The sequence below is a fragment of the Actinoplanes sp. NPDC051388 genome (assembly GCF_055586225.1).
This window is the reverse complement of sequence record NZ_JBVJIP010000006.1, coordinates 142,972-155,189: the sequence shown is the minus strand read 5'-3', so window position 1 is coordinate 155,189 and position 12,218 is coordinate 142,972. Positions and strand designations below refer to the sequence as shown.

Genomic DNA, 12,218 nt, shown 5'->3' with positions numbered 1-12,218 from the left:
GGGGAGAGAAAGGAAGCAAGGGGACAAACCTCTACCAGAAGACGGGTGGCTTTGTTGTTTTTGTTTCTCTTCCCCGTGGGCGGGCTGGCGTTCGCCCCCCCCGCACCGGCCGCCGCCGCACCGAACCCACTGGCCGCGCCGGGCGACAACGGCGACGACGGCGAGGGTGGCTCGAAGTCACTGATCGAGCAGCTGGAGGCGGCGTCCAAGGGCTTCGTCGAGGCCAAGGAGGCGCTGGACGCCTCCAAGAAGCGCCAGCTGCAGCTGACCAAGCTGCTCAAGCAGATCGAGGGCGAGCTCGGGCCGCGGCAGGCCGCGCTCGACGACATCGCCGGGCAGACCTATCGCACCGGCCGGCTCGGACCGATGACGGCGCTGCTCAACGCGTCGTCCACCGGCAGCATGCTGGACCGCGCGGAGACCCTGCAGACCGTCGCGATCAAGCAGGACACCGCGCTGCGTGAGCTCAAGGACTCGCGGGATCGGCAGCTGCGTGCCAAGGCGGCGGTCGACAACGAGATCCGCGACCAGCAGAAACAGCTGACCGTGATGGCCAAGCGCAAGGCCCAGGCGGAAAACGCGCTGAAGGCGGCCAACCAGGGCCGGGACACCGGTTCCCCGGGCGGCGGAGGCAGCGGCTCCAGCCAGAAGGCCAGTCCCGGCGGCAACCTGAGCGGCGGCTGCTCGGTCAACGACCCGACCAGCGGCGGCTGCATCACGCCGCGGCTCCTGCATGCGATGAAGGAAGCCCAGCAGGCGGGCTTCAAGCGTTACGTGCACTGCTTCCGCCAGCAGAACAGCGGTGAGCATCCCAAGGGGCGGGCGTGCGACTTCGCCGCCGACAAGAGCGGCTTCGGCGGCGCCGCCACCGGCAGCAGCAGGACCTACGGCAACAACCTGGCGAATTACTTCATCAACAACTCGGGGACGCTGGGCGTTCTCTACGTGATCTGGTTCCGCCGGATCTGGCTGCCCAGCAGTGGCTGGAAGTCGTATTCGGGAGCGGGCGGCGACCCGTCCAGCGATCACACGAACCACGTGCACCTGTCGGTGAAGTGACCTGACGAGGCAGTGCGGGGCCTACTTACGCATGTAGGTCTCGTACTGCTTCATCACATCCTCGGTCGGACCGTCCGCGCGGATCACGCCCGACTCCAGCCAGATGCTGCGCTCGCAGGTGTCCTTGATGGTCTGCTCGCTGTGGCTGACCAGGAACACCGTGCCGGCGTCCGCCCGCAGGTCGCGGATCCGCTGCTCGCTGCGCCGGCGGAACTTGGCGTCACCGGTGGCCAGCGCCTCGTCGATCAGCAGCACGTCGTGCTTCTTCGCCGCCGAGATCGAGAACCGCAGCCGGGCCGCCATGCCGGACGAATAGGTGCGCATCGGCAGCGAGCTGAAGTCGCCGCGCTCGTTGATGCCGGAGAACTCGATGATCTCCGGCGTCTTGGCCCGCACCTCGGCCGGCGACATGCCCATCGCGAGGCAGCCGAGCATCACGTTGCGCTCGCCGGGCAGGTCGTTCATCAGCGCCGCGTTCACGCCCAGCAGCGACGGCTGGCCGGCCGCATAGATCGCGCCGCGCTCGGCCGGCATCAGCCCGGCGATCGCCCGCAGCAAAGTGGACTTGCCCGACCCGTTGCTGCCCACCACGCCGATCGCCTCGCCGCGGTAGGCGACGAAGGTGACGCCCTTGATCGCGTGCACCTCGCGGATCTGGGCCGCCTTGGTGCGGGTGACGAGCCGCTTGAAGCTGGCCACCGGGCTGCCGCTGCCCGGGCTGGCCGAACCGTGCACCCGGTAGACGATGTGCGCGTCGTCCACGATGACCGTGGGCACCCGCTCGTCGGTGAGGTCAACCACGGCCGTAGCCCTTCTCTCCGCGCCAGAAGTAGACGAAGCCGATGCCGAACATGACCACGGCCCAGGCGATCGCCTCGAGCCACAGCACCCAGACGTCGTTGGCCAGCGGGATGTCCTCCATCAGCGCGTGCCGCATCAGCTCGATGTAGACCAGCAGCGGGTTCGCCTCGACGATGGCGAGCAGGGTGGGGTGGTCCTTCAGCGCGGTGGTGAAGTGGGTCACCGGGTAGAGCACCGCGGATCCGTACATCCAGAAGCGCATGAAGAACGGCACGATCTGCCGGATGTCGGTGAGCTTGGAGCCGAGCCGGCCGCCGAGCATCGCCAAGCCGAGATTGAAGATCGCCTGAACCAGCAGGACCAGCGGCACCAGCAGCCATTCCACGGTGATCGGCTCGCCGGTGATCAGCACGATCAGGATCAGCACGCCCATCGAGGCCGTCATGTTGCGCAACTCGGTCAGCACGATCGAGATGGGCAACGCGGCCCGCGGGAAGTGCAGTGCGCGGATCAGCCCCAGGTTGCCGGTGATCGAGCCCACGCCGGCCTGGGTCACCGTCTGGGTGAAGCCGAAGAGGAACACCCCGGCGCACAGATAGACGATGAAGTTGTCGATGTCGCGCTTGGTGTTGAGCAGCACGCCGAAGATCACGTAGTACACCGCGGCGTTGAGTATCGGCGTCAGGACCTGCCACAGCATGCCCAGCCGCGTGGTGCCGAGCGACGACGTGATCTTCGCGTTCGCGTACGCCGTGATGAAGTGCCGGTAGGCCCAGATCTCCCGGACATACGCCGGAAGGCTCGGCAGGGCGGAGGCCGCGTGCAGGCCGTTCCGCTCGGCCAGCTCCTTGAGGGAGACGCTGGTGCCGGAATCGGCGACCGCCGTCTGGGGCATGGGAGGGCGCTCCGATCTGGTCGGTCCCTGGGATCGAGGGGACCTGGGAGACTTGCGCGACAACACACTAACCAGTATCCACCGACGAAACGCAAGCGTATCGACGTCCGAATGACGGTATCCGACCTAACGGCGGAACGCAACCGTTACGTCGTAGCGCTATAGTCACCGGGTGGCGACAAGCAAGCGTGCACCGGCCGGAGCCGCCGTCCTCCGCGGGGACATCACGGTGGCGATCCGCAACGCGGTGATGAACGAGCTGGCCGAGGTTGGTTACGGCCGGCTGTCCATCGAGGCGGTGGCTCGTCGCGCCGGTGTGGGCAAGACCGCAATCTACCGCCGCTGGTCCAACAAACTCGAGATGGTCCTCGAGATCGTGTCCGATGTCGCCGGCCGCTCGGTGCCGTTGCCCGACACCGGCACGTTCGCCGGCGATCTGCAGCTGCTCATGATGATCGTGAGCAAGGCGCTGCAGCACCGGATCGCGTCCCAGATCATCCCCGACCTGATGGCCGAGGCCTCCCGCAACCCGCAGATCGCCGAGACGCTGCATCAAGCGCTGCGCACCCACCAGCACTCGGTGGGGGACAAGCTGGTCGGCCAGGCGGTGGCCCGGGGCGAGCTGCCGCCGACCGCCGACCCGGAGCTGGCCGTCGACCTGATCCTCGGGCCGCTCTACTGGCGGCTCGCGGTGGCCCGCATCCCGATCGGCGACGACTACCTGGAAAAGCTGACCGAGGCGGTCACCGCGGCACTGAAAGCCGGTCCGCCCGCAGTGCGGTGAGCTCGCCGGCCGGCATCGGCCGGGCGAAGTGATAGCCCAGCGCCCGGGGATAACCCACGGCGGTCAGGTGCGCGGCCTGCTCGGCGGTCTCCACACCCTCCGCCACCGCCTCCATGCCGAAGGCCGCCACCGACGGCGGTCGACTCGGTGATCTCCAGCGTCAGGCGCCGGGCCGGCAGGCCGCTGTCGGCGAGCGCGTCGGCCACCTCCGCGGCGAAGTGCGGGTCGCGAAGCTGGCGGGCGGACACGTTCACCGAGACCGAGATCTGGTCGTCGTCGTCCCAGAGCAGCGCGTCGCCGACCGCGTGACCGAGGGTGTCGTTGACCGTCTTGAAGTCGTCCAGGTCGACCAGCACGATGCTGAACCGGGCCCGCCGGTCGGTGTGCCCGACCGCCGCCGACAGCCGGTCGGCGAAGAGCACACGGTTGGCCAGGCCGGTCAGCGAGTCGTGGGTGGCCTCGTGACTGAGCCGCTCCTGGATCAGCGGGGTCTCGGTGATGTCCCGTGAGTTGCTGACGATCCCGTTGCTGCCGGGCTCGTCATTGAGGTGCTCAGGGTGTGGCGTTGAGCAGGTCGAGAACGCTGTGCTGGCAGCTGTGGTTGGTGGCGACGAACGGGCCGGCCCAGTGGCTGCCGTACTCGTCGAGCGTGTTCCGGTTGTTCGCGGAGTTGCTGTCCGCCTGCCGCCGCAGATAGGTCGTGTACGCGCCACCCGCCGCCGAGTTCAGCACGCCCAGCCCTCGGATCGCGGCGCCCTTGAAGGAGGCGCCGTCACCGCCGCACCCGACCTCGTTCGGCTCCCGCAGGATCCCGCCCGGGCTCAGATAGGAGCTCGTGGTCATCGCGTCGCCCACCCGGCGCGCGGTGGCCAGCGCGTTCGCGTCCCCGGTCAGCCGGTTGAGCTGCACCAGCGCGTTCATCAGCACGCCCTGGTTGTAGGTCCAGGTCACGTCGCCGTTGTTGCGGCAGGTGCTGAGATTGATGCCGTCGTTCACCAGGTTCGAGCCGTTGATCATGCCGGTGCTCTGGAACCAGGACCAGCCGGCCTGGGCCCGCTGGCGATAGACGCTGTCGCCCGCGATCCGCTGGGACAGCTGAGCGTTGAGCTGGATGTAGAGGCTGTTGGAAATGGCGTTCTTGTAGGTGCGGGCGGTGCTCCACCAGACGCCGCCGCCACATCGGGTGTCCCAGTAGGCGTGCATGTGGTCGGCGTCCGCGCGGGCGGTGTTCAGATAGCGGCTGTCGCCGGTCAGGTCGTAGGCCGCCACCCAGGCCAGGCCCCACCAGCCGGTGTCGTCCAGATATTCGTTGCGGAACTGGCCCTGACGCGAGTTGATGTTGCGGTTGTAGGTCTCCGCGATCGCGTACTCGTAGCTGTGCATCCCGCTCACCCGGATGCTCTCGATCAGCGCGGACATCCCGTTCGCGCCGGTCCACCAGCCGTTGCCGTCGAAGAGGCCGGTGCCGCGGTCCCAGCGCATCATCAGCGCGGTGGCGGCGGCGGTGCGCCGGTCCCAGGCGTTCCAGGTGGTTCTGGCCCAGGCCGTGCACGAGATCTCCGGCCGATCGCCGGCCTTGCCGCAGGTGCGGATGGCGCCCACGCCGCGCGCGGCCCAGTCGTCGACGTTGAACTGCCCGGTGCGCCAGCCGGTCGAACCGGCCGGGACGACGGTGTTGCCGAGGCGGCCGTTGTCCGGCCAGGAGCGGCCGCCGTCGAAGGACCGGTCCAGCCAGACCTCGTCGCCCGCCCGGCCGCCGTCGACCGTGCCCCACGCCATCGCGTCGGTGTCGTTGACGTGCAGCCGGAACGTGCGGCCGTAGAGCGAGCTGCTCACCGGCACGCGGTCGGCGGGTGCGAGCCCCGCGTCCCGGCCGTCGCAATATCTGTTACAGACGACCTGGGCGGCCTGTGCGGGGGAAGCGGCGAGGGGGGCGGCGACCAGGGTCGCAGCGGTGGTGACGATCGCGAAACCGGCAAGCCTACGCATCGACATACTTGTAACAAACCGTAAAGATAGCCAGGCGTCAATGCCTGCTGATAAGAAAAGCAACCGGCGTTCCCCTTCATCCGAGCCCGGTGCGACCGAAGGATGCACCATGCGCGACACCACCATCCTCGGCTCGGCCTCCCTGCTCGCCCTCGCGATGAGCGGCGAGGGCGCCGCGCTCGCGCCGGCCCCGGTCCGGATCGACCCCGCGATCCCGGCCGTGGCTGGGGTCTGGTGCAGCGCCGACGGCTTCGTGCGGCTCACCCTCACCGCCGATTTCCGGTACGAGGTGAGCGTCCGTGGCCGCGCCCGGCCGGCACACGGCTCCTACTTGCTGGACCGCACCGGACTCCGGCTGCGCGACGACAGTGGACTGTGGACACCCGCGCGGTTCCGCGGCGAGCTGATCGAGATGGCCGGGCACGAGCTGCACCCCGCCTGAAAACTTTCAATGCGATGCTGGCCCGGTGATCGACTGGCTGAACAGCACCGCACTCACCGCCCTCGGCGCCGGCACCAGCTGGGCGGAGGTGCTCGGCTTCGCCACCGGCCTGATCAACGTCTGGCTGCTGGTGGTGCGGCACATCGCCAACTGGCCGGTGGGCATCCTCAACGTCCTGCTGCTGATGCTGGTCTTCTGGTCGGTCGGGCTCTATGCCGACGCGGGCCTGCAGATCGTCTATGTGGTGCTGGGCTTCTACGGCTGGTGGGCATGGCTCTACGGCGGCGCCCAGCACACCTCTCTGCGGGTGCGGAACACGACGGCGCCCGAATGGCGCGGGCTGGCGGTGGCGGGCGTGCTGCTGACCGGCGGGCTGTATTTCTTCCTCGACCGGTTCACGGGTTCCACGGTGCCGCTGGCCGACGCGTCGACCACCGCGCTGTCGTTGCTGGCCACCTATGGCCAGACCCGCAAGCTGGTGCAGAGCTGGTGGCTGTGGATCGCCGCCGACCTGATCTACATCCCTCTCTACGGTTACAAGGGCCTGTGGCTGACCGCCCTGCTCTACATCGCGTTCCTCACCCTGTGCGTCTTCGGCCTGCGCTCCTGGCGGGCCGCGGTGCCGGTCAAGGCGGCCGCGTGAAGAGGTTCGGGCTCGGCTTGGTGGTCGGCAAGTTCTATCCGCCGCACGCCGGGCACCACCTGCTCATCGACGCCGCGGCGGCGGCCTGCGACAAGGTGATCGTGGTGGTGGCGCCGTCGTCCGCCGAGTCGGTGCCGCTCGAGCTGCGCCTGCGATGGCTGCGGGAAGCGCATCCGGCGCACGTCGAGGTGGTCGGCCGGCACGACGACTTCCCGGTCGACTACGACGACCCGCTGGCCTGGGAACGGCACGTCGGCGTGTTCCGGGGCGCGGCCGGCACCGACCGGGTCGACGCGGTGTTCTCCTCCGAGCCCTACGGCGCCGAACTCGCCGAGCGGTTCGGGGCCGAGGCGGTGACCGTCGATCTCGGCCGGCAGCGGGTGCCGGTGTCCGGGACGGCGATCCGGGCCGACCCGATCGCGCACTGGGATCTGATCGGGCCCGGCGTGCGCGGCTGGCTCGCCCGCCGGGTGATCGTGGTCGGGGCCGAGTCGACCGGCACCACCACGATGGCCCGGGCGCTGGCGCGGCACTTCCGGCTGCGCGGCGGGGTGTGGCGGGCGACGCGGTGGGTGCCCGAGTTCGGGCGGGAGCTGACCGCCCGCAAGCTCGAGGCCCTGCGCAGGGTGCGGCCGTCGGCGGTGGTCGAGGACGTGACCTGGGATCGCGCCGATTTCGTCGCGGTGGCGACGGAACAGAACGCCGCCGAGGACCGGGCCGCGCGGGACGGGTCGCCGGTGCTGTTCGGCGACACCGACGCCCTGGCCACCACGATCTGGGAGGAACGCTATCTGGGCAGTGCCTCGGTCCAGGTTGCTTCTCTGGTACGCCGGCCCGACCTGTATCTGCTCACCGACCACGTGGGGGTGCCGTTCGAGGACGACGGGTTGCGGGACGGGGAGGCGATCCGGGGCTGGATGACCGGGCGGTTCCGGGGCGAGTTGGGTGCGGTGGGCGTACCCCACGTGGTGTTGAGCGGAAGCTTCGCCGACCGACTCCGCGCCGCGGTGCGCGCGACCGACGACCTGATCGCGCGGGGGTGGTCTTTCGTCGACCCGCTAAGCGCCGGGGGATCCGCGCCGATTGGAAAGTGACTTCGACGGGGAGGCCGCATGCGGCGGAAGACTGCTCTGAGCGTGGTGGCGCTGGTGGTGCCGCTGATGCTGGCGGGGTGTGGAGCGCTCGGACTGGACAGCACGATGGTGCCGGCCCCGTCCGAGTCGGCCGCGCCCGGTCCGGTCAGCGACGCCGGCTGGATCGTCAGCGCGACCGGCAGTCCGACGCCGAGCCCGTCCGCGTCGCGCGGCAGCGGAACCACCGCTCCGGCCCTGCCCCCGGTGAGTTTCCTGCCGGTCGACCCGGACTGCGCGAAGAGCTGGACGGTCGACCCGGTGCTGATCCCGATGACGGTCGAGCCGGCCGCCGGCTCGCTCAAGGTGACCTGGCCGCGGCAGCACAACTCGGACTACCGCATCACCGCGGTCCCGCAGCCGCTGATCTCCGGCAACCAGCCGGCCTACACCTGGCAGGACGTCGCCGCGGGCAGCGGTTGCACGGTCACCGGCACGATCACCGGCCTCGAGAAGGGCCAGCCCTACGTCGTCTGGCTGGACGCCCCCAACACCGGCTACGAACGAGACGGCACCCGCCACCCGTACAGCGGCAAGTCCGGCGTCGTCTACCCCCTCTGACCCGGCCGGGTCAGGCGGCTATGGCGTTTCGGCCGCTCCACTTTGCGGCGTAGAGGCGCTCGTCGACCGCTCGGAAGAGGGCCTCTCCCGTTACGCCCTCGGTCAGCTCGGCCAGGCCTACGCTCACCGTCAGGCGGACGCCCGGGAGCAGGTCGAGCCGGGCCACCTCCTGGCGGATCCGCTCGGCCAGGTCTCGGGCCGCGGTCGTGTCGCCGCGCAGGAACAGCACGAACTCGTCGCCGGCGTAGCGGACCGCCTCGTCGCCCGGCCGGCAGTGGCCGCGCAGCAACGCGGCCACCTCGCGCAACACCCGGTCGCCGGTGGTGTGGGAGAAGGCGTCGTTGACCGCCTTGAAGTGGTCCAGGTCGACCAGCAGCAGGGTGAGCGGCCGGCCCAGCGCGCCCTCGTCCACCTTCTCCATCAGCTGGTCGAAGTGGCGCCGGTTGCCCAGGCCGGTGAGCGCGTCGCGGCGGCTCTCCTGCTCGGCTTGCGCTCGCGCCGCCTCCAGCTCCTCGCGCTGGCGGGCCTGGCGCAGCATGCCGACCCGCTGCAGGCGCAGCAGCCACAGCTCGCGCACCTGATTTTCCACCGCGGCGAACAGGTCCCGGCTGGGCTGGCCGCCGTCCAGGGCGAGCGCGGTCAGGCCCATCTCGTAACGGATGATCGGACGCTCGTCCGGATGCGCGGTGAAGCTGCACAGCTGGTGTGCGGCGAGCAGTTCGCGGCGGGACTCGGCGAGCTCGCCCGCCTCGCGCAGGCTGATCCCCAGGGCCAGGTGGGCCATCCGGGCGAACTCCCAGCTCGCGTTGGCCCGCAGCGGCATCACCGCGGTGCTCGCCAGCTTCTCCGCGGTCGCGGTGTCGCCGAGCTTGGCCAGCGCCAGCGCCTGGACCGCGGTCATGCACGGGTCGCCGGGGTGCTGGTCGAGCCAGCGCCGGGTGATCGCGGCGCTGCGGCGCAGCCGGGTGGCCGACTCGTCGGCGCGGCCCACGTGTGCCAGGCGCACGCCCCAATAGAGCAGCGTGCGCGAGTAGATCAGGTCGAACGACGTGGTCCGGCCGGGGCGCTCGTCCAGCAGCACCAGCCCCTCGTATGCCTCGGCGGCCGTCTCGTACATCTGCGCCACCGCGGCCGCCTGGGCGAACGAGCACGTCGCCGAGCGGTGCCGGTCGGTGCGCGGACTCGCGTCCAGCAGCATCCCGGCCCGCGCCAGATAGCGCATGCCGTCCACGTATCGCGTCTGCAGCACCCGCATCTGGGCCAGGTCGCACAGCACCTTCGCCTCGGCGAGCACGTTGCCGGTCCGGCGGTGGGTGCGGAGCAGCTCCTCGCCGATCGCGGTCGCCTCGTCGATCCGGCCCATGTCCAGATATGCGTACATCCGGCCTTGATGCAGGAAGTTGACCGATTTCTCGTCACCGAGCATCTGCGCGATGACCAGGAAGGCGTTCGCGGCCTCGAGCGCCTCGGGAGCACGGCCGGTGGTGGCGAGTTGATGCACTTTAAACGCAAATAGCTGGAGATTCCCGTAAGCGGTTACAGGCACGGGCAAGCGCCGGTCGCCCTCGATCCACTCCGCCATGCCCTCAGTATCGAGGCTTTGCTGCCCATGCCAAGACCGGAGACTGATACGACGGAGTTTTTCCCTTTTGCGTTTTTCTCCAAAGCTGATCCTCGCCGTCGCTCAAGGTAACACTGAGCGACGGCGAGGGGGCCGTCGGTTACTCAGGACGCCGTCCAACCGCCTCGGCTCCGAGCCGGTGACGCCGGCAAGCTCCTGACCTCATTGCCGGACGAGTTCCCGCCGCGGTTCGGCGGCCGGGGCCGGGCGGCCCTCGACGTTCGGCAGCAGGCGGTCCAGCCAGCCCGGCAGCCACCAGTTGGCCCGGCCGATCAGCGCCATCGTGGCCGGCACCAGCACCATCCGGACGATGGTCGCGTCGATCAGCACGGCGACCGCCATGCCGACGCCGAGCGTCTTCACGGTGACGTCCGGGTCGAGCGCGAAACCGGCGAACACCGCGATCATGATCGCCGCCGCGCCGGTGATGACCCGTCCGGTGGCGGCCAGCCCGCGCACCACGCTGCCGTTCGCGTCCCCGGTGGCCAGATAGTCCTCGCGCACCCGGGAGAGCAGGAACACCTCGTAGTCCATGGAGAGTCCGAACAGGACGGTGAACATCAGGATCGGCACCCAGCTGGACACCGGGTTCCCGTGCGGCAGACCGATCAGGCGCGCGCCGGTGTCGGTCTGGAACAGCGCGGTGACCACGCCGAACGCGGCCGCCACCGAGAGCAGGTTCATCGCCGCCGCCTTGAGCGCGACCACCGGCGCGCGCAGCAGCACGGTCAGCAACAGCACGGAGAGCGCCACCACGAAGCCGATCACCACCCAGAGCCGGCTCGCCAGCCGATCGGAGATGTCCGCATAGGTGGCCACCGCGCCGGTCACGTGCACGCCGTCCGGCACCGCCGCGCGCACCCGCCGCACCAGCTCCGCGGTGTCCTCGTCGGACGGTGCGGTGGCCGGCTCGACCACCAGCACGCCGGGCGCGGCCGCGCTGACCAGCGCCACTCCGGGCAGAGCCCGCAGGGTCGCGGTGACCGCGCCGGCGTCGGCATCGCCCACCGCCACGATCATCGTGCCGTTCGCGCCCGGGCCGTACTCGGCGGCCACCAGGTCATAGGCCCGCCGGACCGTGTTCGACTCGGGCTGGGTGCCCGCGTCCTGCGGCCAGGTGCGCATGCCGAGCAGCGGCGCGGCCAGCGCGGCGAGAGCGATCAGGGACAGCACGGCGGCCAGCACCGGCCGGGCCGCCACCCGGCGCGCCCAGTTCGCGATGGCGCCGGGTCCGGTCGCGACGCGGCCACGGCGGGCCCGGCGCGGCATCACCCGGCGGCCGGCCAGCGCGCAGAGCGCCGGGACCAGCGTCAGCGCGGCGACCATCACCGCGCCGACCGTGGCGAAGGTGGCGTACCCGAAGGACGAGTAGACCGGCAGCGTCGACAGCTTCAGGCCGAAGAGCGACACGAGCACGGTGAGCCCGGCGATCACCACGGACCGGCCGGCCGTCGCGGTCGACTCGGCCGCGGCGTCGCGCGGGCTCAGGCCGTCGCGCAGGCCGTCGAGGTGCCGGGCGACCAGCAGCAGCGCGTAGTCGATGCCGACGCCGAGGCCGACCATCACGGCCACGGTCGGGGCCGTGCCGCTGATGTCGGTGACCGCCGAGAGCAGGCCGATCACCGCCATGCCCACGCCCAGCCCGAACATCGCGACCAGCAGCGGCAGCCCGGCGGCCACCACCGAGCCGAGCGCGAACAGCAGGATCAGCAGCGCCGCCACGATGCCGATGCCCTCGGCGACGCCGTTCGGCGCCGAGAAGTTCTCCGGCACCGATCCGCCGAGCTCGACCTGCAGGCCGGCGTCGCGGGCCGGGTTCACCGCCGAGTCCAGCGCGTCCACGCCCTCGGTGCCGCGGAAGTCGGTCACCGGCACGTCGTAGCTCACCGCGAGCAGGGCGGTGTCACCGTCGGCGGACATCCGCGGCGGCGCCACGGCGGCGACCCCGGGCAGACCGGTCAGTCTGGTGCTGACCTCGGTGAGCAGGGCGGGGTCCACCGAGTGGCCGGCGGTCGTGCACGATCACCCGGGCGTCGGCCCCGGCCGCGGCGGGCACGGTCGCCCGCAGGAACTCCGTGCCGGCCTGCGACGGCGTGCCGGGAATGTTGTAGTTGTCGCGCGGCTCGCCGCCGAAGAACGAGTTGAGCAGCGTGGCCGCGACCACGATCAAGAGCCAGGCACTGAGCGTACGCACGGGATGTGCGGCCGTGGCACCGCCGATGCGGCGCAGAAGGGCAGACACGGTGGGTCCTCCGATACGGGATTCGTCGTCCCGTGCACTCTCGGACCCGGC

General features: G+C 70.5%; 13 protein-coding genes and 1 pseudogene. 6 read left to right on the top strand and 8 right to left on the bottom strand.

Features of this window, described 5'->3' with window-relative positions; all coding sequences use genetic code 11:
• Positions 1 to 45: 45 nt before the first annotated feature.
• The gene (locus ACZ6TI_RS17260) at positions 46 to 1,059 is read left to right on the top strand and encodes a coiled-coil domain-containing protein (protein WP_465346049.1); all 1,014 of its coding nucleotides are present in this window, start codon (positions 46 to 48) and stop codon (positions 1,057 to 1,059) included.
• A gap of 21 nt (positions 1,060 to 1,080) precedes the next feature.
• Here the strand turns inward: ACZ6TI_RS17260 and ACZ6TI_RS17255 are convergent, their stop codons facing one another.
• Both ACZ6TI_RS17255 and ACZ6TI_RS17250 read right to left on the bottom strand, forming a co-directional pair.
• Complete coding sequence (locus ACZ6TI_RS17255; protein WP_465346048.1) at positions 1,081 to 1,860, bottom strand: ABC transporter ATP-binding protein; 780 nt, start codon at positions 1,858 to 1,860, stop codon at positions 1,081 to 1,083.
• Positions 1,853 to 2,755: an ABC transporter permease gene (locus tag ACZ6TI_RS17250; protein WP_465346047.1), complete on the bottom strand. Its 903-nt coding sequence runs from the start codon at positions 2,753 to 2,755 to the stop codon at positions 1,853 to 1,855. The genes ACZ6TI_RS17255 and ACZ6TI_RS17250 overlap by 8 nt, the downstream gene beginning before the upstream one ends.
• A gap of 172 nt (positions 2,756 to 2,927) precedes the next feature.
• Between ACZ6TI_RS17250 and ACZ6TI_RS17245 the strand changes: the two genes are divergently transcribed.
• Complete coding sequence (locus ACZ6TI_RS17245) at positions 2,928 to 3,539, top strand: TetR/AcrR family transcriptional regulator (RefSeq protein ID WP_465346046.1); 612 nt, start codon at positions 2,928 to 2,930, stop codon at positions 3,537 to 3,539.
• On the opposite strand, the gene ACZ6TI_RS17240 is transcribed toward ACZ6TI_RS17245, so the two are convergent.
• From ACZ6TI_RS17240 to ACZ6TI_RS17230, 3 genes and pseudogenes are all read right to left on the bottom strand, one after another.
• Positions 3,499 to 3,654, bottom strand: coding sequence for a hypothetical protein (locus ACZ6TI_RS17240; protein WP_465346337.1), 156 nt, complete (start codon positions 3,652 to 3,654; stop codon positions 3,499 to 3,501). The two genes, ACZ6TI_RS17245 and ACZ6TI_RS17240, sit on opposite strands and share 41 nt — an antisense overlap.
• A 79-nt stretch (positions 3,655 to 3,733) precedes the next feature.
• Positions 3,734 to 3,961, bottom strand: a pseudogene (locus tag ACZ6TI_RS17235) (diguanylate cyclase domain-containing protein); the annotation flags it as partial.
• 130 nt (positions 3,962 to 4,091) lie between these two features.
• On the bottom strand, positions 4,092 to 5,528 hold the full coding sequence (locus ACZ6TI_RS17230; protein WP_465346045.1) for a glycoside hydrolase family 76 protein: 1,437 nt from the start codon (positions 5,526 to 5,528) through the stop codon (positions 4,092 to 4,094).
• Between the two features lie 109 nt (positions 5,529 to 5,637).
• On the opposite strand from ACZ6TI_RS17230, the gene ACZ6TI_RS17225 reads away from it, so the two are divergent.
• From ACZ6TI_RS17225 to ACZ6TI_RS17210, 4 genes are read left to right on the top strand one after another with little or no spacing between them, the layout of a single operon-like run.
• Positions 5,638 to 5,970 carry an Atu4866 domain-containing protein gene (locus tag ACZ6TI_RS17225; protein WP_465346044.1) on the top strand — a complete coding sequence of 111 codons (333 nt, stop codon included), beginning with the start codon at positions 5,638 to 5,640 and terminating at the stop codon, positions 5,968 to 5,970.
• A 25-nt stretch (positions 5,971 to 5,995) separates the two neighbouring features.
• On the top strand, positions 5,996 to 6,613 hold the full coding sequence (gene pnuC, locus ACZ6TI_RS17220) for a nicotinamide riboside transporter PnuC (protein ID WP_465346043.1): 618 nt from the start codon (positions 5,996 to 5,998) through the stop codon (positions 6,611 to 6,613).
• Entirely contained in the window at positions 6,610 to 7,707 is a 1,098-nt protein-coding gene (locus ACZ6TI_RS17215) for an AAA family ATPase (RefSeq protein WP_465346042.1), read from the top strand. Before pnuC ends, ACZ6TI_RS17215 begins: the two co-directional genes overlap by 4 nt.
• Positions 7,708 to 7,725: 18 nt before the next feature.
• Positions 7,726 to 8,304, top strand: coding sequence for a hypothetical protein (locus tag ACZ6TI_RS17210; RefSeq protein ID WP_465346041.1), 579 nt, complete (start codon positions 7,726 to 7,728; stop codon positions 8,302 to 8,304).
• A 10-nt stretch (positions 8,305 to 8,314) separates the two neighbouring features.
• On the opposite strand, the gene ACZ6TI_RS17205 is transcribed toward ACZ6TI_RS17210, so the two are convergent.
• The 3 genes from ACZ6TI_RS17205 to ACZ6TI_RS17195 all read right to left on the bottom strand — a co-directional run bounded on the left by ACZ6TI_RS17205 (position 8,315) and on the right by ACZ6TI_RS17195 (position 12,167).
• The gene (locus ACZ6TI_RS17205) at positions 8,315 to 9,805 is read right to left on the bottom strand and encodes a GGDEF domain-containing protein (protein WP_465346040.1); all 1,491 of its coding nucleotides are present in this window, start codon (positions 9,803 to 9,805) and stop codon (positions 8,315 to 8,317) included.
• Between the two features lie 282 nt (positions 9,806 to 10,087).
• Entirely contained in the window at positions 10,088 to 11,923 is a 1,836-nt protein-coding gene (locus ACZ6TI_RS17200; protein WP_465346039.1) for an MMPL family transporter, read from the bottom strand.
• Positions 11,829 to 12,167, bottom strand: a complete 339-nt coding sequence (locus ACZ6TI_RS17195; protein ID WP_465346038.1) for a hypothetical protein — start codon at positions 12,165 to 12,167, stop codon at positions 11,829 to 11,831. The genes ACZ6TI_RS17200 and ACZ6TI_RS17195 overlap by 95 nt, the downstream gene beginning before the upstream one ends.
• Positions 12,168 to 12,218: the final 51 nt, after the last annotated feature.